General features: G+C 68.3%; 18 protein-coding genes and 2 pseudogenes. 11 read left to right on the forward strand and 9 right to left on the reverse strand.

Annotated features, from left to right (window positions below; translation table 11 throughout):
- The first annotated feature begins 40 nt into the window (after window positions 1-40).
- The 8 genes and pseudogenes from WS51_RS10685 to WS51_RS10720 all read left to right on the forward strand — a co-directional run bounded on the left by WS51_RS10685 (window position 41) and on the right by WS51_RS10720 (window position 9,570).
- Window positions 41-988, forward strand: coding sequence for a carbohydrate ABC transporter permease (locus WS51_RS10685; RefSeq protein ID WP_060118646.1), 948 nt, complete (start codon window positions 41-43; stop codon window positions 986-988).
- Between the two features lie 26 nt (window positions 989-1,014).
- Window positions 1,015-1,866, forward strand: coding sequence for a carbohydrate ABC transporter permease (locus WS51_RS10690; RefSeq protein ID WP_039318652.1), 852 nt, complete (start codon window positions 1,015-1,017; stop codon window positions 1,864-1,866).
- 239 nt (window positions 1,867-2,105) lie between these two features.
- Window positions 2,106-2,636, forward strand: a pseudogene (locus WS51_RS10695) (heterodisulfide reductase-related iron-sulfur binding cluster); the annotation flags it as partial.
- Window positions 2,637-2,658: 22 nt separating this feature from the next.
- A complete protein-coding gene (locus WS51_RS10700) occupies window positions 2,659-3,063 on the forward strand; it encodes a GlcG/HbpS family heme-binding protein (protein ID WP_069229086.1) in 405 nt (134 codons plus the stop codon).
- A 44-nt stretch (window positions 3,064-3,107) separates the two neighbouring features.
- Window positions 3,108-5,282 carry a malate synthase G gene (locus tag WS51_RS10705; protein WP_059772590.1) on the forward strand — a complete coding sequence of 725 codons (2,175 nt, stop codon included), beginning with the start codon at window positions 3,108-3,110 and terminating at the stop codon, window positions 5,280-5,282.
- 551 nt (window positions 5,283-5,833) lie between these two features.
- Window positions 5,834-7,396, forward strand: coding sequence for a sensor domain-containing diguanylate cyclase (locus WS51_RS10710; RefSeq protein ID WP_059807158.1), 1,563 nt, complete (start codon window positions 5,834-5,836; stop codon window positions 7,394-7,396).
- A 119-nt stretch (window positions 7,397-7,515) separates the two neighbouring features.
- Window positions 7,516-8,895, forward strand: a complete 1,380-nt coding sequence (locus WS51_RS10715; RefSeq protein WP_059501308.1) for a cache domain-containing protein — start codon at window positions 7,516-7,518, stop codon at window positions 8,893-8,895.
- Window positions 8,896-8,925: 30 nt separating this feature from the next.
- A complete protein-coding gene (locus WS51_RS10720; protein ID WP_059501306.1) occupies window positions 8,926-9,570 on the forward strand; it encodes a response regulator in 645 nt (214 codons plus the stop codon).
- A 126-nt stretch (window positions 9,571-9,696) separates the two neighbouring features.
- Here the strand turns inward: WS51_RS10720 and WS51_RS10725 are convergent, their stop codons facing one another.
- Entirely contained in the window at window positions 9,697-10,293 is a 597-nt protein-coding gene (locus WS51_RS10725) for an MlaC/ttg2D family ABC transporter substrate-binding protein (RefSeq protein ID WP_059448852.1), read from the reverse strand.
- A gap of 327 nt (window positions 10,294-10,620) precedes the next feature.
- On the opposite strand from WS51_RS10725, the pseudogene hpnN reads away from it, so the two are divergent.
- Both hpnN and WS51_RS10735 read left to right on the forward strand, forming a co-directional pair.
- Window positions 10,621-13,252: pseudogene (gene hpnN, locus WS51_RS10730) on the forward strand (hopanoid transporter HpnN); the annotation flags it as partial.
- Entirely contained in the window at window positions 13,248-14,252 is a 1,005-nt protein-coding gene (locus tag WS51_RS10735) for an MlaA family lipoprotein (protein WP_059794955.1), read from the forward strand. The pseudogene hpnN and the gene WS51_RS10735, both read left to right, overlap by 5 nt.
- Before the next feature lie 115 nt (window positions 14,253-14,367).
- Here WS51_RS10735 and WS51_RS10740 read toward each other — a convergent pair whose 3' ends face one another.
- From WS51_RS10740 to WS51_RS10760, 5 genes are all read right to left on the reverse strand, one after another.
- Window positions 14,368-15,024, reverse strand: coding sequence for a phosphorylase (locus tag WS51_RS10740; RefSeq protein WP_059449087.1), 657 nt, complete (start codon window positions 15,022-15,024; stop codon window positions 14,368-14,370).
- A 54-nt stretch (window positions 15,025-15,078) separates the two neighbouring features.
- Complete coding sequence (shc, locus tag WS51_RS10745; protein ID WP_059772572.1) at window positions 15,079-17,052, reverse strand: squalene--hopene cyclase; 1,974 nt, start codon at window positions 17,050-17,052, stop codon at window positions 15,079-15,081.
- 11 nt (window positions 17,053-17,063) lie between these two features.
- The gene (gene hpnE, locus WS51_RS10750) at window positions 17,064-18,317 is read right to left on the reverse strand and encodes a hydroxysqualene dehydroxylase HpnE (protein ID WP_069229087.1); all 1,254 of its coding nucleotides are present in this window, start codon (window positions 18,315-18,317) and stop codon (window positions 17,064-17,066) included.
- 4 nt (window positions 18,318-18,321) lie between these two features.
- The gene (hpnD, locus tag WS51_RS10755; RefSeq protein ID WP_059952319.1) at window positions 18,322-19,170 is read right to left on the reverse strand and encodes a presqualene diphosphate synthase HpnD; all 849 of its coding nucleotides are present in this window, start codon (window positions 19,168-19,170) and stop codon (window positions 18,322-18,324) included.
- A gap of 258 nt (window positions 19,171-19,428) precedes the next feature.
- A complete protein-coding gene (locus WS51_RS10760; RefSeq protein ID WP_059448849.1) occupies window positions 19,429-19,761 on the reverse strand; it encodes a hypothetical protein in 333 nt (110 codons plus the stop codon).
- A 206-nt stretch (window positions 19,762-19,967) separates the two neighbouring features.
- Here WS51_RS10760 and WS51_RS10765 point away from each other — a divergent pair, with 206 nt between their 5' ends.
- A complete protein-coding gene (locus tag WS51_RS10765) occupies window positions 19,968-20,852 on the forward strand; it encodes an alpha/beta fold hydrolase (protein ID WP_059501679.1) in 885 nt (294 codons plus the stop codon).
- Window positions 20,853-20,911: 59 nt separating this feature from the next.
- Here WS51_RS10765 and WS51_RS10770 read toward each other — a convergent pair whose 3' ends face one another.
- From WS51_RS10770 to WS51_RS10780, 3 genes are read right to left on the reverse strand one after another with little or no spacing between them, the layout of a single operon-like run.
- The gene (locus WS51_RS10770) at window positions 20,912-21,859 is read right to left on the reverse strand and encodes a GGDEF domain-containing protein (protein WP_059448848.1); all 948 of its coding nucleotides are present in this window, start codon (window positions 21,857-21,859) and stop codon (window positions 20,912-20,914) included.
- Window positions 21,856-22,482 (reverse strand): chemotaxis protein CheC, encoded by a 627-nt coding sequence (locus WS51_RS10775; RefSeq protein WP_059448847.1) that lies wholly within the window; start codon window positions 22,480-22,482, stop codon window positions 21,856-21,858. The genes WS51_RS10770 and WS51_RS10775 overlap by 4 nt, the downstream gene beginning before the upstream one ends.
- A complete protein-coding gene (locus tag WS51_RS10780; protein ID WP_040138947.1) occupies window positions 22,475-22,843 on the reverse strand; it encodes a response regulator in 369 nt (122 codons plus the stop codon). Before WS51_RS10780 ends, WS51_RS10775 begins: the two co-directional genes overlap by 8 nt.
- Window positions 22,844-22,959 lie beyond the last annotated feature (116 nt).

Raw genomic sequence — 22,959 nt, forward strand, 5'->3', positions numbered from 1 at the left:
CGGCGGCCCCGTGCCGCCGCGTCCGCCCAGGAGGCTTGCCGTGTCCAGTCCGATCACGTCCAGACCCGTCGAATCATCTGCCGCCGCCGCACCGGCCGGCAGGTCGCCCGCCGCGCTGCGCGCGCGCCGCCCGTCGCCGGCCGTGCGGCGGCAACGGCGCGCCGCGTGGCTCTTTCTCGCACCCGCGTGCGCCATGGTTGCCGTCTATGTGATCTGGCCGATCCTGTCGACGCTGTGGCTCAGCCTTTGCAACTGGGACGGGATGACCGAGCGCACGTTCGTCGGTCTCGCCAACTACGCCGAACTGCTGCACGCGCCGACGTTCTACACCGCGCTACGCAACAACGTGATCTGGCTCGCGCTGTTCATGCTCGCGCCGCCGCTCGGTCTCGCGCTCGCGCTGTACCTGAACCAGGCGGTGGCCGGCATCCGGCTCGTGAAGTCGCTGTTCTTCGCGCCGTTCGTGTTGTCGGGCGTGGTCGTCGGCCTGATCTTCTCGTGGTTCTACGATCCGACCTTCGGGCTGCTCGCCCTGATCGCCGGCCACGGCATCCCGGTGCTCGGCGATGCGCGCTACGCGACGTTCGGCATCGTGTTCGCCGCGCTGTGGCCGCAAACCGCGTACTGCATGATCCTGTACCTCACCGGCCTCACGTCGGTGAACCCGGAACAGATCGAAGCGGCGCGGATGGAAGGCGCGCGCGGCTTCGCGCTGCTGTGGCACGTCGTGCTGCCGCAGTTGCGGCCCACCACGTTCATGGCGATCGTCGTCACGGTGATCGGCGCGTTGCGCAGCTTCGACCTGATCTCCGTGATGACGGGCGGCGGCCCGTTCGAGAGCTCCACCGTGCTCGCGTATTACATGTACGACCAGGCGATCAAGTATTACCGGCTCGGCTATTCCGCGGCGATCGCGGTCGTGCTGTTCGCGATCATGCTCGTCTACATCGTGTTTCAGTTGCGCCGCATGCTGCGCAACGAGCAGTGACCTGACCTTCGGGGGATGCCTTCATCATGTTTCCGACACCCGTTGCCCACTGGAAGCCGGTCTCGCGCCGGCTGTACAAGCTGTCGCTGCCCGTCGCGCTGGTGATCTGGCTGCTGCCGATGATCGCCGTGTTCGTCACGTCGGTGCGCTCGACCGAGGAACTGGTCGAAGGCCACTACTGGGGCTGGCCGCGACACTTCTCGATGATCGAGAACTATCGCGACGCGCTGACCACGTCGCCGATGCTGCATTACTTCTGGAACAGCGTGCAGATCACGGTGCCGTCGGTGCTCGGGTCGATCGCGCTGGCCGCGATGGCCGGGTTCGCGCTGGCCACTTACCGGTTTCGCGGGAATGCCGCGTTGTTCGGCACGTTCGTCGCGGGCAACTTCGTGCCCGTGCAGGTGCTGATGATTCCCGTGCGGGATCTGTCGCTCAGGCTTGGGGTATTCAATACGGTCGAGGCGTTGATTCTCTTTCACGTCGCGTTTCAGACGGGGTTCTGTACGCTGTTTCTGCGCAATTTCATCAAGCAGTTGCCGTTCGAGCTGATCGAGGCGGCGCGGATCGAGGGCGCGGGAGAGTGGACGGTGTTCTGGCGAATCGTGTTGCCGCTGATCCGGCCGGCGTTGGCCGCGCTCGCGATTCTCGTGTTCACGTTCGTGTGGAACGATTACTTCTGGGCGCTGTGTCTCACGCAAGGTGACGAGGCTGCGCCGATCACTGCGGGTGTGGCGGCGCTGAAAGGGCAATGGACGACGTCGTGGAATCTCGTCTCGGCCGGGTCGATTCTTGCTGCGTTGCCGTCGGTCGCGATGTTCTTCGCGATGCAGAAGCATTTCGTGGCCGGGCTCACGTTCGGGGCGACGAAAGGTTGAACTCGCGCTGATCGGCGATCGTCGATCGCGAATTCGGATCTCCCCCTCTTCATCGAGAGGATTGCCCGCTTCGGCGGGCTTTTTTTGTTCCGCGCAGCGTGCCGTGACGCGCGGCGCCCGTTCCCGGCACGCTTGGCGAAAGATGCCGAAACGGATCTGTTACGCGTCGCCCGGCCGTTTCCTGCAACCTCGCCTCCACAGCCTCGATGTTCCTCTCGCGCGGGACCAGCGTCACCGACAACGCGTGGTGGCCCGCGATCGAGGCCGGCGCGGAAGCGATCGTGCCGACGGCGAGCGGCTGCGGCGGGTTCGTGAAGGAATTCGGCGACCTGTTGCGCTCCGACCCCGTCTATGCAGACAAGGCGCGACGCGTCAGCGCGCTTGCGCGCGACCTCGCGGAAATGATCGCGGCCGAGCGGCTCGACGCACTGGCCGATGCAACGCAACGCCGCATCGCGGGTCACGGCCCGTGCACATTGCAGCACGCGCAGCGGCTCGGCGGCGCGGCGGCGCGCATGCTGACGCCGCCCGGCTTCGATCTGACGAATATCGCCGACGGCCATCCGTGCCGCGGCTCGGCCGGCACCAGTTCGCTAACGCAGCCCGAACTCGCCGCCAGACTGCACGATGACAAGCTCGACACACTTGAAGCCGCACGGCCGGACCTGATTGTCACGGCCCGCTTCGGCTGCCAGACTCATCGGAACGGCGCGGGCCGCACGTGCGTGCGTCACTGGATCGAGCTCGCCGACAACCGGCTTGTCAACTGACCGCTGATTCCGGAGGAAAGCCATGAAAACGAAGCCCGAACTCGAACTCGCCGACGTCGAACGCATGCTCGCCGCCGCGCGCATGGAAGCCGAGCGTCACGGCTGGGCCGTGTCGATCGCCGTCGTCGACGACGGCGGGCACCTGCTCGCGTTCGCACGCCTCGACGGCGCGTCGGCGGCCAGCGCCTGCATCGCGCAGGACAAGGCGCGCGCGGCGGCGCTCGGCTGTCGCGAGACGAAGGCGTATGAGGATATGATCAACGGTGGCCGCACGGCGTTTCTGAGCGTGCCGCTGACGGGGTTGCTCGAAGGCGGCGTGCCGGTGACGGTGGATGGCCGCATTGCGGGCGCGATCGGCGTGTCTGGCGTAAAGTCCGAACAGGATGCGCAGATCGCCCGCGCCGGCACACAAAGCGTCGTGGCATAGCCAGCCAACGCGCGCGCGTTTTTCATTCCCCGGGAGGAATCACGATGATCGACCAAGCAGGACTGCAAGTCGCGCCAGCGCTGAGCCAGTTCATTGAAAACGAAGCACTGCCGGGCACCGGCATCGACAAGGCCGCATTCTGGAGCGGCTTCTCGGCCCTGGTGCACGACCTTGCGCCGCGCAACCGCGAACTGCTCGCGGAACGCGACCGCCTGCAGCAGGAACTCGACGCGTGGCATCGCGCGCACCCGGGCCCGGTACGCGATCATGCCGCGTATCGCGCGTTCCTCGAACGAATCGGCTACCTCGTGCCGGTCCCGTCGAACGTCGCGGCAGCCACCGCGAACGTCGACAGCGAGATCGCGACGCAGGCCGGCCCGCAGCTCGTCGTGCCGCTCTCGAACGCGCGTTATGCGCTGAACGCCGCGAACGCACGGTGGGGCAGCCTGTACGACGCGCTGTACGGCACCGACGCGCTGCCGGAGGACGGCGGCGCCGAACGCACGACGGCCTACAATCCGACGCGCGGCCAGCGCGTGATCGACTACGCGCGCGACGTACTCGACAACGCGGCGCCGCTCGCGAGCGGCTCGCACCGCGACGCACTGCGCTATCGCGTGGAAGACGGCCAGCTCGCCGTCGAAACCGGCAAGGGCGTCGTGCACCTCGCGGAGCCGGCGCAATTCGTCGGCTATCAAGGCGCGGCAGGCGCACCGTCCGCGATTCTGCTGAAGCACAACGGCCTGCACCTCGAGATCCAGATCGACGCATCGACGCCGATCGGCCGCGCCGATCTCGCGAACGTGAAGGACGTCGTGCTCGAAGCCGCGGTCAGCACGATCATCGACTGCGAGGATTCGGTCGCGGCGGTCGACGCCGACGACAAGGTCCAGCTCTATCGCAACTGGCTCGGCCTGATGCAGGGCACGCTGGTCGAGGAAGTCGCGAAGGGCGGCAAGACCTTCACGCGCCGCCTGAACGCCGATCGCGAATACACGACGCCGGCCGGCGGCACGCTGACGCTGCACGGCCGCTCGCTGCTGTTCGTGCGCAACGTCGGCCACCTGATGACCAACGGCGCGGTGCTCGACCGCGACGGCAACGAGATCCCCGAAGGGATTCTCGACGGCGTCGTCACGGTGCTGTGCTCGCTGCACGACCTGAAGGCGAAGCGCAACTCGCGCACGGGCTCGATCTACATCGTGAAGCCGAAGATGCACGGCCCGGCCGAAGTCGCGTTCGCCGACACGCTGTTCGCGCGCATCGAGGATCTGTACAACCTGCCGCGCAACACGCTGAAGATGGGCATCATGGACGAGGAGCGCCGCACCAGCGTGAACCTCGCCGCGTGTATCGCCGCGGCCGCCGCGCGCGTCGCGTTCATCAACACCGGCTTCCTCGACCGCACCGGCGACGAGATGCACACCGCGATGGAAGCGGGCCCGATGATCCGCAAGGGCGACATGAAGACGTCGGCGTGGATCCAGGCGTACGAGCGCAACAACGTGCTCGCCGGGCTGTCGGCCGGGCTGCGCGGCCGCGCGCAGATCGGCAAGGGCATGTGGGCGATGCCGGACCTGATGCATGCGATGCTCGAGCAGAAGATCGCGCATCCGCGCGCCGGCGCGAACACCGCATGGGTGCCGTCGCCGACCGCCGCGACGCTGCACGCGCTGCATTACCACCTCGTCGACGTGCAGGCCGTCCAGCAGGAACTCGAGAAGACGCCGTATGCGAGCGAACGCGACGCGCTGCTCGAAGGCCTGCTGACCGTGCCGGTCGTCGAACGCGCCGAGTGGAGCGAGGCCGAGATCCTGAGCGAAGTCGAGAACAACGCGCAGGGCATCCTCGGCTACGTCGTGCGCTGGGTCGAGCAGGGCGTCGGTTGCTCGAAGGTACCGGACATCCACGACGTCGGCCTGATGGAAGACCGCGCGACGCTGCGCATCTCGAGCCAGCACATCGCGAACTGGCTGCGCCACGGCGTGATCACCGAGGCGTTCGTGCTCGACGTGTTCAAGCGGATGGCGCGCGTCGTCGATCAGCAGAATGCGGGCGATCCGAACTATCGCCCGATGGCGCCGGGGTACGACCAGTCGACGGCATTCAAGGCCGCATGCGCGCTCGCCCTGCAGGGCACGTCGCAGCCGAGCGGTTATACCGAGCCGCTGCTGCATCGGTTCCGGCTCGCATACAAGGCGCAGCAGCGCGGCGCCTGAACCCCGGGCATGCGGGCTTTCCCGCATGCGGTTTCGCGAAACGGGCGGCCATCATGGCCGCCCGCTTTTTCTTTCGGCAATTTACGCGGACGCTGAAATCGATAATCGGCCGCTCTCGCGTGACTTCAAGTTTCCGCTTCTTCGGCCGTTAAAACAGTAAAGCCGGCGACCGTGAATTCGCGCCCCTTTCGCCCCCGGCGCAAAGCCTTGCACGGCAACGCTCCGCGCGCGATTGGCAAGTAGCGGCCACGACAATAAATTGATCCGGATCAACGGCCCGCGACATTCTCCGCGCAGACAAATACGCGCGTTATACTCGGATCAATCCGCGCCGCCGAATTCGTCGGATCGTCGAATCGCGGCCAATCGTCCGGTGAATGGCGTGATTCCTGCGGTTTATCCGGCCGCAATCATCGATGATCGGCTCCGGTTCCTCCGGTGGATCGGACGGGATGCGCATTGGAGACCGCATACCCGATCGCCGCCGACAAATCATACGAACAATCGCATCGGCCCGCCGCCCGGCGGCGATGCACATCGATCCACGGACCATGGCAGAAACCGACTACGCAATGCCCAGCGAATCCGGCCTCACGGGCCGTATCGCCGCGCACTTTCGCCGGTTTCTGCTGCCGCACCTGATCTTCTATTCAGGGCTGCTGATCGCGCTGCTCCTGTTGCTGCTGTGCGCGATCGTACTGTACGAAGGCCGCATCGATGCACGCGATCGCGCGCGCACCACCCAGCAGAACATCGCGCTGATGGCGTCGTGGGACATCGAGCGCAACATCGAGATCTATTCGCTGTCGCTGCAGGCGGTCGTCGACGGCTCGAACGATCCCGCTGTCGCCGCGCTGCCGATGTCGCTGCGCCGCCAGGTGCTGTTCGACCGCGCGACGACGGCCAAATACCTCGGCGGCATCTACGTGCTCGATGCGAACGGCGATATCGCGGTCGACGGCGTGAGCGACGTGCCGCGCAAGGCCAACTTCGGCAACGAACCGTATTTCACGGTGCATCGCGACAATCCGAACGTCGGCCTGTACGTCAGCGATCCGTATCGTTCGCGGCTGCGCGGCGGCTCGCCGAGCATCGCGCTCAGCCGGCGGATCACGCGCCCCGACGGATCGTTCGGCGGCGTTGCCGTGATGTCGATCCGCCTCGAATATTTCCAGAACCTGTTCTCGCGCCTGGCGCTCGGCGATCGCGGCTCCGTCGCGCTGATCAACACCGACGGCCGGATGGTCGCGCGCAAGCCGTACGATCCGGCGATCGTCGGCCGCGACATCAGCAAGGCCAGCACGTTCCGGCACTTCATGACCGCGAACGAAGGCAGCTTCGCCGACACCGCGTCGATCGACGGCGTGCGGCGCCTGTACGTGTTCCGGCATCTCGACAACCTGCCGCTGATCATCATGGTCGCGCGCTCGGAAGCCGACACCTATGCCGCGTGGTACGACCGCGCGATTCCGATCGGCTCGGCGATGGTCATGCTCGCGCTCGGCTTCGTCGGCTTGTCGCTGCTGCTCGACGTGCAGCTGCGCAAGCGTCACCGCGCGGAAGCGGAACTGCAGGCGCTCGCGCGCACCGACGGCCTCACCGGCCTCGACAACCGCCGCATGCTCGACGTCACGCTCGAGCGCGAATGGCGCCGCGCGGCACGCTCGCAACACGCGCTGTCGCTGCTGTTCGTCGACGTCGATCACTTCAAGCGCTACAACGACACGCAAGGCCACCAGGCCGGCGACGACGCGCTCGCGGCGGTCGGCCGCTGCATCGCCGGCTGCCTGCGGCGCCCGGCCGACTATGCGGCCCGCTACGGCGGCGAGGAGTTCGTCGTCGTGCTGCCCGACGTCGACACGCCCGGCGCCGTCGCGATCGCCGAAGCGATCCGCACCGGCATCCTCGATCTCGGCATCCGGCACGCCACGGGGTCGTCCGACCGCCTGACCGCAAGCGTCGGTGTGGCGACCTGCTATCCGGAACGCGGCGACAGCATCCAGGCCGCGCTGAAGCTCGCCGACGACGCGCTGTACCGCGCGAAGGAGCGCGGGCGCAACCGCGTCGTCGTGCAGACGGCCGCGGGTGTCGAGCGCACGCCGCGGCGCGCCTGAGCCACGACGGGCCGGCGGCACGCCGCCGCGCCGCCTGCGGCGAAATCGCCGACAATGTCGGCTCGCCGCGCCGCCGCGCCACACGGGCGCCGGCCGCCCCGCGCCCGCTTCGCACCACCATGAGACTCAAGGCAAAGATTTTCCTTCTGGCCATCGTGCCGTTCCTGCTCGCGATCACCGGCATCGGCTTCGGCGTGCGGCAGCAGGCGACGTCGCTCGCGCGCACGCAGCATGCGACGATCCAGGCCGCCTACCTGTCGAGCAAGGAAGTCGAGCTCAAGCATTACGTCGAGCTCGCGACGAGCGCGATCATGCCGCTGTACGACGCGAGCGGCCGCAACGCGCGCGACGACGCGTTGCTGCGCACGCAGGCGCTCGCGATGCTGCAGAAGATGGATTTCGGCCCCGACGGCTACTTCTTCGTGTACGACCTGCACGGCAATGCGCTGATGCATCCGCGCGAGCCCGAGCGCGTCGGCCACAACTACTGGTCGATGCGCGACCCGCAGGGTGCGCTGACGATCCAGCAGCTGATCGGCGCCGCGTCGCACGGCGGCGGTTACGTGCGCTACACGTGGCAACGGCCGTCGACCGGCAAGGCCGCGCCGAAGCTCGGCTACGTCGTCGCGCTCGAACGCTGGGGCTGGATGGTCGGCACCGGCATCTATCTCGACGACGTCGACACCGCGCTGCAACGCATCGACGCGCGCGCGTCCGCGAACATCGAGCGGACGATGAGCTGGCTCACCGCGATCGCGCTGACCGGCGCGGCGGTGATCGCCGTCTGCGCGCTGGTGCTGAACGTCAGCGAGTCGCGCAGCGCCGACGCGAAGCTCAAGCAGCTCGCGCAGCGTGTCGTCGAATCGCAGGAGCAGGAGCGCGAGCGGCTGTCGCGCGAACTGCATGACGGGATCAGCCAGATGATGGTGTCCGCGAAGCTGATGCTCGAATCCGCGCTCGCGCGCTTCGAGCGCGGCGCGGCGCGGATGCCGGAAGCCGAGCAGGCGCTTGCGTCGGGCATCGGACGGCTCGGCGACACGCTGCGCGAAGTGCGTCGCATCTCGCATGCGCTGCGCCCGGCGATGCTCGACGATCTCGGCCTCGCGGCCGCGCTCGAACAGCTCGTGCGCGAGCTCGGCGCCGAAAGCGGCATCGACATCGGCTATACGCAGGTGGCGCACAACGGCGCGCGGCCGTTGCCCGCGCCCGTCAACACGGCGCTGTTCCGGATCGCGCAGGAAGCACTCAGCAACATCGTGCATCATGCGCAGGCGTCGCGGGCGGCCGTCACGCTCGACGTCGGCGCGCATTCGGCCACGCTGACCATCGCCGACAACGGCTGCGGTTTCGATGCCGAGCGGTCGCAGACCGATGCGCGCCGCGGCATCGGCCTGCGCAACATGCGCGAGCGCCTCGACGCGCTCGGCGGCACATTGACGATCACGTCGCAGGTCGGCCACACCGTCGTGGCCGCGCGCGTGCCGCTGCGCGCCGCCTGAGCACGCGCCCATCACCGGAGACATTTGCCCATGAGCGCCCCCGACATCACCCGGCCCGCCGCCCGACTGCTGCTCGTCGACGATCACCCGCTGGTGCGCGACGGCCTGCGGATGCGGCTCGAGGCGGCCGACCTGTCCGTGGTCGGCGAAGCCGGCAACGCGGACGAGGCGCTCGCGCTCGCCGCGTCGCTCGAACCCGATCTCGCGCTGATGGATGTCGGCATGAACGGGATGAACGGCATCACGCTGGCCGGCGTCTTCCACGAGCGCTTTCCCGGGATTCGCGTGCTGATGCTGTCGATGCACGACAACGTCGAATACGTGACGCAGGCGGTGCGCGCCGGCGCGAGCGGCTATCTGCTGAAGGACTCGCCCGCAAGCGAGATCGTGCGCGCGATCGGCGCGGTGCTCGCCGGGCAGACGTTCTTCAGCGAAGGGCTCGCCGCGCGAATGATCCAGGCGAGCGCGGCCGCGTCGCCGCTCGACCGCCTGACGCCGCGCGAACGCGACATTCTCGATGCATTGGCGCAAGGGCTGTCGAGCAAGCAGATCGCGCAGCAGACGGGGCTGTCGGTGCGCACGGTGGAAACGCACCGGCTCAATCTGAAGCGCAAGCTCGAGATCGAAGGCCAGGCGGAGCTGATCAAGTTCGCGGTCGAGCATCGGCGGCGGTAGCCCTCCGACACCGGCGTTGCGCCGTTCCGAACCTGTCGCCGCCGGCCCGCGCCCGCAACGAAAAGGGCGCCCGAAGGCGCCCTTGATGCATGCCGACCGGCCGAGCAGCCGGCCGGCTGACGGTGATCAGTTCGTCCGCGAGTTGTGCTTCTGCAGATACGCGATCAGGCCGTCGATGCCGCCCGAGGCAAGCTGGCTCTTGAACTGGCCCTGGTAGACCTGGATCAGCCACGCGCCCGACATGTCGATGTCGTAGATTTTCCAGTCGTTGCCGACCTTGCCGAGGCGATAGCCGACCGACTGGCTGTCGCCCGGCGTCGTGACCGTCGACTGCACCAGCGCATCGGCACCCGACGCGCCGCCGGCCTTGAACGAGAACTTCGCGTCCTGGCCGCCGAGCTGCGCGAGCGACGCGGCATAGGTGCGCGTCATCAGCAGCTTGAATTGCTTGTACAGCTCCTGTTGCTGTTGCGGGCTCGCCTGCTTCCAGGCATCGCCGACCGCGATGCGGGTCGTGCGCTCGAAGTTCGTCGCGGGCAGGAAGCGCTGTTCGACGACTTGCGTGACTTTCGCCATGTCGCCGCCACGCGCGGCCGGATCGGCCTTCATCGCGTTGACGGTGCCTTCGACCGCATTGCGGACGATGTCGACGGGCGCGCTCTGCGCAAAAGCGGAAACCGACACGGCGGCGGCGGCGACGAAAGCAAACAGATGACGTTTCATACGGATATCGCACTCGATGAGAAAAAACGGCCGGCGGATTGCATCGATGGCATCGGCCGGTGGGTCGAAGTATAGCGGCCCGGCGGCCGGCCTGCCGCGCGGTGACCGACTGTTACCTTTGAACCCCTTTTGTCACAGGCCCCGCCGTGGCGCCATTCCGGCCGGTTATGTAAGTATCCCCATACAAATCGGCGGGCACCGCGCGCCGATTCCTGCGCCGCGGAGCAAATATCCTTCCCGCCCCTTTACGCTTCAACGTCGCGACCCACGCCACGCTGCGCCGGTATACTCGTTGCTTTGTCCTTGCCAGCCCCTTCCCACCGCCACATGGTGACATCTCTCATCGTCCGACTCGTTGCATGGTCGGTACGCCGCCCCGTCTGGGTCGTCGTGCTGTCGCTCGTCGTCGCCGCCTTCAGCGGCGTCTACGTCGCGCAGCACTTCAAGATCAACACGGACATCAGCAAGCTCGTCGACGCGGAACCGCAGTGGGCCGCGCTCAGCCAGGCCGTCGACAAGGCCTTCCCGCAACGCAACGGCACGATCCTCGCGGTGGTCGAGGCCCCGGCACCCGAATTTGCGACCGCCGCCGCGCATGCGCTCACCGACGCCCTGCGCAAGCAGGCCGACGCCGGCCGCATCGGCCAGGTCGCCGAACCCGGCGGCGGCCCGTTCTTCGAGCACAACGGGCTGCTGTTCCAGTCGCCGCAGGAAGTGTCGGACACGACGACGCAACTCGCGAGCGCGCGGCCGCTCGTCAACGAGCTCGCGAAGAACCCGAGCCTGACCGGGCTCGCGACCACGCTGTCCACCACGCTCGGCCAGCCGCTGCTGACAGGCCAGGTGAAGCTGCCCGCGATGGCGAAGCTGCTCGCGCGCAGCGCCGCGACGGTCGACGACGTACTGGCCGGCAAGCCCGCCGCGTTCTCGTGGCGCGGGCTGGTCGACAGCGATGCCGCGCGCCAGCCGGCCCGCGCGTTCGTCACGGTGCAGCCGGTCGTCAACTATGGCGCGCTGAAGGCCGGTGCCGCAACGACCGAGGTGATCCGCGACACGGCGAAGGCGCTCGGCCTCGAGCAACGCTACGGCGCGGTCGTGCGCATGACCGGCGAACAACCGCTCGCCGACGACGAATTCGCATCGGTGGAAGACGGCGCCGCGCTCAACGGCGCGCTCACGCTCCTCGCCGTGCTCGTGATCCTGTGGCTCGCGCTGCGCTCGAAGCGGATGATCGGCTCGGTGCTCGTCACGCTGTTCGTCGGCCTCGTCGTGACCGCGGCGCTCGGCCTCGCGATGGTCGGTTCGCTGAACATGATCTCGGTCGCGTTCATGGTGCTGTTCGTCGGCCTCGGCGTCGACTTCTCGATCCAGTACGGCGTGAAATACCGCGAGGAACGCTTCCGCGATCCGCGCATCGATCACGCGCTGATCGGCGCCGCGCACTCGATGGGCATGCCGCTCGCACTGGCCACCACGGCGGTTGCGGCGAGCTTCTTCTCGTTCATCCCGACGGCCTATCGCGGCGTGTCCGAGCTCGGCCTGATCGCGGGCGTCGGGATGTTCGTCGCGCTGCTGACCACGCTCACGCTGCTGCCCGCGTTGCTGCGCCTGTTCGCGCCGCCGGGCGAATCGAAGACGCCGGGCTTTCCGTGGCTCGCGCCGGTCGACGACTTCCTCGATCGCCATCGCAAGCCGATCCTGATCGGCACGCTCGCGGTCGTGATCGGCGCGCTGCCGCTGCTCGCATTCCTGCACTTCGACTTCAATCCGCTGCACCTGAAGGATCCGAACAGCGAATCGATGGCGACGCTGCTCGCATTGAAGGATTCGCCCGAAGCAGCCGTCAACGACGTCACGCTGCTCGCGCCGTCGCTCGCCGAGGCCGACGCCGCCGCGAAGCGCCTCGACGCGCTGCCGGAAGTCGGTCGCACGACGACGCTGTCGACCTTCGTGCCGGCCGACCAGCCGGCCAAGCGCGCGGCGATCGCCGCGGCCGCGAGCGAGCTGCTGCCCGCGCTCACGCAGCCGGCCGCGCCGGCCGCGACCGACGCGCAGCGCGTCGCCGCGCTCAAGCGCGTGTCGGACCTGCTGAGCTACGCGGCGGAAGACCACCCCGGGCCCGGTGCGGCCGCCGCGCAACATCTGTCCGCATCGATCGCGAAGCTCGCCGCCGCCGACAGCGCGACGCGCGATCGCGCCGAGCGCGCATTCTCCGACACGCTGCGCATCGCGCTCGATCAGCTCGCGACGCTGCTGCAGCCGCAGGACGTCACGCGCGAATCGCTGCCGCCGCAGCTCGTGCGCGACTGGATCGCGCCGGACGGCCACGCGCTCGTGCAGATTTCGCCGAAGGTGCCCAAGGGCGTCGACCCGAACGACGACACAATGCTGCGCCGCTTCGCGAAGGCCGTGAAGGCCGCCGAACCAGGCGCGATCGGCGGACCGATCTCGATCCTGCATTCGGCCGACACGATCATCAACGCGTTCCTGCACGCCGCGCTGTGGTCGATCCTCTCGATCACGATCCTGCTGTGGATCACGCTGCGCCGCTTCGGCGACGTGCTGCGCACGCTGGTGCCGCTGCTCGTGTCGGGGCTCGTCACGCTCGAGATGTGCGTCGTGCTCGGCATGTCGCTGAACTTCGCGAACATCATCGCGCTGCCGCTGATGCTCGGCGTCGGCGTCGCGTTCAAGGTGTACTTCGTGATGGCGTGGCGCGCGGGCCAGACGGGCCTGCTGCACTCGAGCCTCACGCACGCGGTGCTGTTCAGCGCCGCGACGACGGCAACCGCCTTCGGCAGCCTGTGGCTGTCGCATCATCCGGGCACGTCGAGCATGGGCAAGCTGCTTGCGCTGGCGTTGACCTGCACCCTGATCGGCGCCGTGGTGTTTCAGCCCGTCCTGATGGGCAAACCGCGCGTCAAACGCGCCAAAGAACCAATTCCAAGGAACCAATGAACAAGGTGCGAATCATTGCGGCGACCGTCGCTGCCAGCGCGGTGCTGAGCGGCTGCGCGACGGGCCCGAACCGCAATCCCAACGACCCGCTCGAGCCGATGAACCGGGCGATGTACAAGTTCAACGACACGGTCGACACGAACATCGCCGTGCCGATCGCGAAGGGCTACCAGAAGATCACGCCGACGCCGATGCGCACCGCGATCAGCAACTTCTTCTCGAACCTCGGCGATCTCGGCAACATGGCCAACAACCTGTTGCAGCTGCGCATCACCGATGCGACGCAGGATCTGATGCGCGTGGCGATGAACTCCGTGTTCGGCGTCGCCGGCCTGATCGACATCGCGACACCGGCCGGGCTGCCGAAGCATCACCAGGATTTCGGGCTGACGATGGCGCGCTGGGGCGTGCCGTCCGGCCCGTACCTCGTGCTGCCCGTGTTCGGGCCGAGCACGATCCGCGACGGCGTCGGCCGCGCGGTGGACGTCCGCTTCAACCTGCTCAACTACATCGAGCCGGCCGCCCGCAATCCGATGTACATCGCGCAGTTCATCAGCGCGCGTTCGGACCTGCTCGGCGCGACGGATCTGCTGAAGCAGGCGGCGCTCGATCCATATTCGTTCGTCCGCGATGCGTATCTGCAGCAGCGCAAGTCGCTGACGTATCGCGGCCAGTCGGCTTCGGCCGCGCCGCCGAACTACATCGAGCCGGGCGGATCGGGCGCGGTGCCGGCGGGCACGCCGACCGTGCCGGGTCTGCCGAACTACGAGGATCCGGGCGACGCGGGCGGCGCATCGGGCACGGCGCCGAACAACGCGCCTGCCGCGCCGGGGCTGCCGCAGTACGACGATCCGGGTGCCGACGGTGCGATGCCTGCGAGTGCGCCTGCAGCGGCGCCGGCCGCTGCGTCGGCCGGGGCGACGACAGCGCCCGCAGCAAACGGCGCGCCGATCGCGCCGGCAATGCCGACGGTGCCCGCGAGCGGGCCGGCAGCGCAGTAACGCGACATCCACCCGCAAGCCGAAGAGCGCTGCATCATGCAGCGCTCTTTTTTTGCGCGTCCACGAAACGAAAAAGAGAAGGGGAGAAGAACAGCGGAAAAGCGGCGAGCGCCGCTCAGGCGATCCGCATCGCGCCCGCACGCTCGAATGCGTGCCGCGCCTGGATCAGCGTCGTGCGTGCCGCGCGCGCGTCGCCCGCGACCTGCAGCAGCGGGCCGAGCTGCGACGGCTGCTTCAGCAGCTCGCGCAGGATCGGCAGGATCGCGGTGCTGCCGTCGTCGCGCAAGCCGGCCGTCGCCGCGCGCGGCAGCGTGCGCCACGCAGGGTCGACGATCGCGCGGCACACCGCGAACGGCACGCCGCGCGACGCCGCGAAGGCCGCGGCGATATGCGACTCCATGTCGACGGCGAGCGCGCCCTTCGTGCGATGCAGCGACGTCTTTTCCTGCTCGCTGACCACCGGTGCGCCGACCGCGGCCATCGTGCCGCGCGTCACGCGCGCCCACACCGGCGTGTCGTGCAGCGCGGCGACGAGCCGCGCGCTCCAGCCCGGATCGGTCGTCACGCGGCCGAACGGCCCGTCGATCGCGTCCGCGATCACGAGCGCGCCGGGCGCGAGATCGGGCGAGAGCCCGCCCGCCGTGCCGAAACTCACGATGCCCGCGCAACCGCGCGCGGTCGCATCCGCCAGCGCGCGTTCGAGCCGGTCGGCCCGCGCCGCGAACACGGCCTCCACGCCGTGGCCGCGCGCGATGCGTGCCTCGAAAGCCATCCCCGTGACGGCGATGACGGGCAACGTGCCGTTGTGCTGCACCGTCGTCACGCGTTACATCCCGACCGTCACGCGCGTCGCGTTGGCGCGCTTCAGGTTGCGATAGCGCGCGAGCGCCCACAGCGGGAAGAACTTGCGATAACCGTGATAGCGCAGGTAGAACACGCGCGGGAAGCCGGTCGCGGTGAAGCGCGTCTCGTCCCACAGGCCTTCTTCGTTCTGCTGGGCGATCAGGTATTCGACGCCGCGTGCGACGGCCGGATTGTTCACCTCGCCGGCCGCCATCAGGCCGAGCAGCGCCCAGGCCGTCTGCGACGCGGTGCTCGGCGCCTGCTCGAAACCGCGATAGTTGAGCTTGTAGCTGTCGCCGTCCTCGCCCCAGCCGCCGTCCTTGTTCTGGATCGACAGCAGCCACTGCGCGCCGCGCTTCACACGCGGATCGTCCGGCGTCAGGCCGGCCGCGTTCAGCGAGCAGAGGGCCGTCCACGTGCCGTACACGTAGTTCATCCCCCAGCGGCCGTACCAGCTGCCGTCCGGCTCCTGCTCCTTGAGCATGTAGTCGAGCGCGCGACGGGCCGGCTCGCTGTTCAGCGCACTCTCGCCGAGCTGCGACAGCATCGACAGGCAGCGGCCCGAGACGTCCGCGGTCGGTGGATCGAGCAGCGCGCCGTGATCCGAGAACGGAATGTTGTTCAGGTAGTACTGCGTGTTTTCCGGTTCGAACGCGCCCCAGCCGCCGTCGCTGCTCTGCATGCCCACGACCCATTCGCGCGCGCGCGCCATCGATTCGCGATACGTATCCGTCTGCTTGAGCTTTTGCGCACGGTCCATCGCCATCACGACCACGGCCGTGTCGTCGACGTCCGGATAGTGCGCGTTTGCATACTGGAACGCCCAGCCACCCGGCCGCACGTTCGGGCGGCGCGAGATCCAGTCGCCGCGCACGTCGAGGATCTGCAGCGGGCGCAACCAGTCGAGGCCGCGCAGCGCGGCTTCCTCGGCACGCGCGTCACCGGTTTCGAGCAGCGCGTGCGCGACGAGCGACGTGTCCCACACCGGCGACAGGCACGGCTGGCAATACGCTTCGTCCTCGTGCACGACGAGCAGCTTCTCGATCGACTTGCGCGCGATCGCGCGATTCGGATGATCTTCCGCGTAGCCGAGCGCGTCGTACATCATCACCGCGTTGGCCATCGCCGGATAGATCGCGCCAAGGCCGTCCTCGCCGTTCAGGCGCTCGTCGACGAACGACACGGCCTGGCGGATCGCGCGTTCGCGCGTGTAGCTCGGGAACAGGCCGTCGACCGCGCGCAGCGCGTGGTCGACGACGCGGAAGAACGCGAACCAGCCGGGGCTCTGGTGGCCCTGGCGCGGCAGCAGGCCGGCGTTGACGGGCGGGTCGATGAACAGTTCGTCGATGCGCACGCCGCGCGGGTTCTTCGCGATCGGGCGCTTCGCGTTCAGCACGAGGAGCGGCACGATCACGGTGCGCGCCCAGTACGACACCTTCGACAGGTGGAACGGGAACCACTGCGGCAGCAGCATGATCTCAACCGGCATCATCGGCACCGCGCGCCACGGAATCGCTCCGTACAGCGCGAGCTGGATCCGCGTAAACACGTTCGACATCTCGGCGCCGCCCATCGCGTGGATCGCGCGCCGCGCACGCTGCATGTGCTCGGCATTCTCGTCGTCGCCGATCACCTTCAGCGCGAAATACGCCTTCACGCTCGCGCTGATGTTCGGCGCGCCGTCGGTAAACAGCGGCCAGCCGCCGTCGGCCTGCTGGATGCGACGCAGATAGCGGCCGATCTTCTCTTCGAGCTCGAGGTTCGGCGTCTCGCCGAGATAGTGGACGAGCAGCACGTATTCGGCGGGAATCGTCGAATCGGCTTCGAGTTCGTAGACCCAGTGTCCGTCCGCGTTCTGCGCGGCCAGCAGCGCGTCGGTCGCGCTGGCGACGGCCGCGTCGAGCCCGGCCGGCACGGTGCCGGCGGTCAGGGTAGCCATATCGGTGAGATCGTTCATCGGTCCCTCTCTTATTGTGTCTGGAGCACGTCCGCGGCCAGCTGGCCGGAACGGATCGCGCCCTCGATCGTGGCGGGCAAGCCGGTGGCAATCCAGTCGCCCGCCAGCACGAGATTGGTCCAGCGCGTACGCACGGCCGGACGTTTCATTTCCTGCGACGGCACCGCCGCAAACCCCGCGCGCGGCTCGACGACGAGCTGCCACGCGGGAAGGGTTTCCGGGTTCGCGCCCGTCACGCGCGCGACGTCTTCCCAGATGCGCCGCGCGAGCACATCGCGCGGCATGTCGAGCCAGCGGCCCGCGTCGCGGATCGTCGCCGCGAGCGAACCGCCGCCGGTGCGGACCGCATCGACGACGCCGTTGACGACGGTCGTCTGCAGCGGGCTGCCGGCCGGTGTGTCAACCGCGAAATACGCGGTCACGATCGCGCTGAACGTGTCGGGCGCGGCGAGATCCGGGACGAGCGGCTGCGCAACCTCCGGCGGCACGGCCAGCACGACCGCATCGCCCGGCGCGAGATCGACTCGCTCGCCGCCGATCGCGACCGCGTCGATCGCGTTGCCGTGCGCGCCGAATTCGAACGCATCGAGCCGCGAGTTCAGGCGGATCTGCGCGCCGCCATGCTGCAGCATCCGCAACGCCGGTTCCACGAACGCGCTGCCGAGCCCATGGCGCGCGACGAGCGGGCGCCACCCCGGGCTGCCCGCGGCGAACGCGCTGCCCAGCACGGTGCGCACGAGCTCGGCGCTCGCGTGGCGCGGTTCGACGTTCAGCACCCCGAGGCAATGCGGTCGCAGCCAACGATCCCACAGCACGCCGTCGCATCGCATCGTCTGTGCGAGCGAGCGGCCGGTGCGCGCGAACGCGAGCGGCGCCAGCGCAAGATAGTCGAGCGGCGTGGTGCCCGGCGCACGCGACGCGGCATCGAACAGCCACGACGGCCAGCGCCCGTTGCCGAAGCGCAGCGTCCAGCGCTGCTGCGACGCGACGTCGACCATCGGATATTCAGGCAGCGCGGGCCCCGCGAGCTGGTCGGCCGCGCCGATCGCACGCAGGTAGCGCTGCGTCGCGGACTGCCCGGCGAACAACTGATGCAGCCCGCTGTCGAGCGTCGTGTTCAGCGTCCCGTCGAACCACGAGCGACAGCGGCCGCCCGCATGCGCATGCGCGTCGTGCAGCACGATGCGCCGCCCGCGGCGTTGCAGCTCGACGGCAGCCGACAGGCCCGCGAGTCCTGCACCGATCACGTGGACGGTTCTGGGCATCGGCTCAGAACAGCGCGTAGCGCGCGGCGATCATCAGCATGCGCGCCTTCGGCTTGCGCAGCGGCGCACGCGGGGCGGCGAAGCCGCGCGCGATCGCGGCGTCCAGAATGCAGCGGTATGCGCCCGACATGATGCGCGGCGCCTTCACCTGCGCACGCGTGCACGTGTCCATCACCGCGTCCGCCGCGCGGAAGTGCTCGAGCGCGCGTTCGACGAGCGTCGCGCACACGCGCGGCAGCGCCGGGTCGCGCACGATCGTCGCCGGATCGGTGATCGCGATGCCTTCGCGCGCGAGCAGCTCGCGCGGCAGGTAGCAGCGATTGATCGCCGCGTCGTCGTCGATGTCGCGCAGGATGTTGGTCAGTTGCAGCGCGCGGCCGAGGTGGTGCGACAGTTCGATGCCTGCGGCCTCCGGAATCCCGAAAATCCTCACCGACAGCCGGCCGGCCGCGCTCGCCACGCGATCGCAGAACAGGTCGAGCGTCGGTTCGTCCGGCGCGCAGATGTCCTCGGCGGCGTCCATCGCCATGCCGTCGATCATCGCGTGGAAGTCCTCGCGCTTCAGGTCGAATGCGCGGATCTCGCGCTCGAGCGCGACCAGATGGCGCGGCGGCTGGCCGGCGAAGCACGCGTCGATGTCCGCGCGCCAGCGATCGAGGCCCGCGTTGCGCTCGGCGCGCGGCAGGTCGCTGTCCGCGATGTCGTCGACCGCGCGGCAAAACGCATAGACCTGGAACATCGCGTCGCGCTGCACCGCCGGCAGGATGCGCATCGCCAGATAGAAAGAACTGCCCGATGTGACGGCAGCGGCGTCGGTTTCTTGTTCGTCCACGACGAGATTGGAAACGGCCAAGACGAGCTCCACGGAGACACCCACGCGGGGCGATTGAAGAAGCCATGCCCGGCTGGGTTGGTCAGGGCGTCAAATGCGTGCGAGATATGCGAACGATCGACGCAGACAGGCACAAATTACCGGCCGGAAGCCGGAATTGGGCGAAAGTATAGCAATCTTTGAAGTTCGATGGCGGACGCGCGCCGTGCCAGGCGGGCCGCCCCGAGGCTGGCGGGCCCGGCGTGGACGGCCGCGGCGGGGTCGGCGTCGCGCCGCCCGTCAGCCGTAGACGATGTCGCGCTGCAGATCGAGCGCGATGAGCCCCATTTCGCGGGTCAGCTGGAGCATCGAACGGCGTTCCAGGCGCGAACCCATAAAGCTTGTCACGCGCCCGTCGGGCTCCGCCGTGAACTGGAACGACGGGCCGCCGGTGCCGAACCACGCGCCCGGCACGTCGGGCGACTCGTGCCAGTCGATCTGCTCGAACACGCGCGCGATTCCCGCGCGCACCATGTCGCTCGCGCCGATCGGCGGCGCGGTCTCGCCGAGGTCGTCGAGCGAATAGGGGCCGGGCTTGTCCGGCCGCCGGTAGAAGAGATAGTCGACGTTCATGGGACGCAGTCGGTAGCAAAGCGCCAACTTAGCGCGCTTCGGCACAAATTCAAATCAGATCGAGACGAAATGTGGCCTGAACGAGACAAAAGGGCCGCATCGCGACAGCCGGCATGCGCCTGCGCACGGTCGGGCCGCGCGTGCATGCTTGGACGCGCGCGGCTTCGTCTAAGATGAACATCCTTCTCGAAAAAAACACGGACACCATGGAGACGAACGTAACCGCCGCCGCCCCCTCCGACCATCCCGTTTTCGTGCTGGTGCACGGCGCGTGGCACGGTGCGTGGTGCTATGCGCACGTCGCGGCTGCGCTGGCCGCGCGCGGCTACCTGTCGATCGCGCGCGACCTGCCCGCGCACGGCATCAATGCCCGCTTTCCCGCGTCCTATCTCGAACGGCCGCTCGACGCGGACGCCTTCGGCGCCGAGCCGTCGCCGGTCGCGAATACGACGCTCGACGATTACGCGACGCAGGTGATGCAGGCCGTCGACGACGCCTATGCGCTCGGCCGTGGCAAGGTGGTGCTCGTCGGTCACAGCATGGGCGGCCTCGCGATCACGGCCGCGGCGGAGCGCGCGCCGGAGAAGATCGCGAAGATCGTTTATCTCGCGGCGTTCATGCCCGCGTCGGGCGTGCCGGGCCTCGACTACGTGCGTGCGCCCGAGAACAAGGGTGAAATGCTGGGTCCGCTGATGCTCGCGAGCCCGCGTGTCGCGGGCGCGCTGCGCATCGATCCGCGCAGCGGCGATCCCGCGTATCGCGCGCTCGCGAAGCGCGCGCTGTACGACGACGCGCCGCAGGCCGACTTCGAGGCGGTGGCGAACCTGATGACCTGCGACGTGCCCGCCGCGCCGTTCGCGACGGCGATCCCGACGACCGCCGCGCGCTGGGGCGCGATCGATCGCCACTACATCAAGTGCCTCGCCGATCGCGTGATCCTGCCCGCGCTGCAGCAGCGCTTCATCGACGAAGCCGACGCGTTCGTGCCCGGCAACCCGACGCACGTGCATCAGCTCGACAGCAGCCATTCGCCGTTCGTGTCGCAGCCGGCCGTGCTGGCGGGCGTGCTCGCGGATATCGCGAAGAGCTGAACGGCGCGCACCGCACGCATCGCGCGGCGAGGGGCGACGAGCGAGCGATGCTGCGTCAGTTATCCGTAGGCGACCGACCGATCGCGCCCGAGCCGCTTCGCGCGATAAAGCGCGGTGTCGGCCTCGTTGACCAGCGCGTCGAACGCCGCAGCGCCCGCCGTCGCGCTGGCGCCGCCGACGCTCGCCGTCACCGGCACGCTGACGCCTTCCGCATCGACCGGCGTGCTGCTGATCGCATCGCGCACCTTGTCGGCCACTCGCATCGCCTCATCGAGATTCGTGCACGGCAGCAGCAGCGCGAACTCCTCGCCGCCGAAGCGGCCGAACGTATCCTGCGCGCGCACGATCGACGCGACGCGGCGCGCCGTCTCGCGCAATACCGCATCGCCGACCGCATGCCCGAACCGGTCGTTGATCGTCTTGAAGTGATCGAGGTCGAACAGCAGCATCGACAGGTCGCCGCCGTAGCGCTGCCAGCGCGCGAACTCGTCGCTGAGCCGCGCTTCGAAGAAGCGCCGGTTCGCGATGCCGGTCAGGCCATCGCGGTTCGCATGCTCGCGCAGCTTCGCGACCGCCTCCTCGCGCTCGCGCTGCATCACGCTCACGTGTGTGACGTCCGAGATCGTCACGCACACGGCCTCGACTTCGCGGCCGCGCGTGAGCGGCATGAACGTGCAGTCCTGCTGCATGTAATCGACGCCGCCGGTGATCGGGCGGTCGTGCTCGAAGCGAAACAGGTAAGGCCGTTGCTCCCATGAGCTGAACGCGAAACTGCCGAGCTGAAACACGCTCTCGAGCTTGCGTTCGAGCCACGCGCGCGGCAGTTCCGGAAAGCGGTCGAACAGGTTGCGGCCGATCACGTCGGCAGCGGGAATACCGCTGTGGTCCTGCATGAAGCGATTCCACATCAGCACGTTCATCGCGCGATCCAGCACGAACAGGCCGAAGCCCACCCGTTCGATCACGAGGTCGCTGAGCGACGGGGCGGCGGTGGTCGTCGCGTTCATAGCGCGGACAGCAACGCGTCGAGCGCATCGCCCATCAGCCGGATCGAATCCTCGGCCATCAGCATCACGAAATGTGCGCGGAACGCATGATCCTCGAGGCCGAAGTTCACTTCGAGCAGCAGCGCGACGCTCCATGCGAGCGCGTTCGGCTGGAACACGTCTTCGAACGACACGTTCGCACCCAGCAGCCCCGGCGGAAAAAACACGGGCTTGCGGCCGAGTTCGTCGAGGATCGACGAGACGCACGCGCTCATCAGCACGTTCGAGACATCGAACACGAGTTCGTCCTGCGTGGCCATGCCGGCGTACACGCCGTCGCCGAACGTGCGGTCCATCAACGACATGAGCCGCGCGACGCCCGCGCTGCGGCACAGCACGATCGCCTCGCCCTTGATGTCGGAACGGAATCCCTGGCGCACGGCCGTCACGTTCTCGTGGATGCCGGTCATCTCGCGCAGCGCATCGCCCGCATCGGCGGCCTTCACGACGCGCACGCGCGGTACCGACAGCTCGATGAAATGCCCGAGCAGCAGCGCGAGCCGTGCGGCGGCGCGGCCCATCGCGAGGTTGGCGATCTCCTGCAACGCGTCGCGTTGCTCCGCCGTGAACACCGATTCAGGCATACAACCCATACTCCTTGAGAATGGGCAGCAACGCCTCCGACGTCACGGGCTTGGCAACGAATGCGATCGCGCCCAGTTCGCGCACGCGTGCTTGCGCCTGCGGCTGAATATCGGCGGATACCACGATCACGAACGTGTTCAGATCTTCGTGGCGCAGTGTCTCGAGCACCTGATAGCCGTTCATGTCGGGCATCGTCAGGTCCAGAAACATCACGGAAGCTTTGCCGTCACGATAGAGCGCCAGCGCCTCGCGACCATTCGCCGCATACGCGACGTCGACGTCCCAGTCTCCCGGCAGTGCCTTTGTCAGAAGTTTGCGAGCGAGCAAGGAGTCGTCGGCGATCACGATCGGCAAAGGCATGGCGGCGAAGCGGTATACGGAATGGTCTCTCTCGCGTTAACGACCGCGCGGCGCCCTTCTTGAGGCGCCATGCAATCAAGCGCGGGCACCACCGTGCGGCCGCATGCGGGCGTCGC

The organism is Burkholderia territorii, assembly GCF_001718335.1.
In the GTDB taxonomy this organism is placed as follows: Bacteria; Pseudomonadota; Gammaproteobacteria; order Burkholderiales; family Burkholderiaceae; genus Burkholderia; species Burkholderia territorii.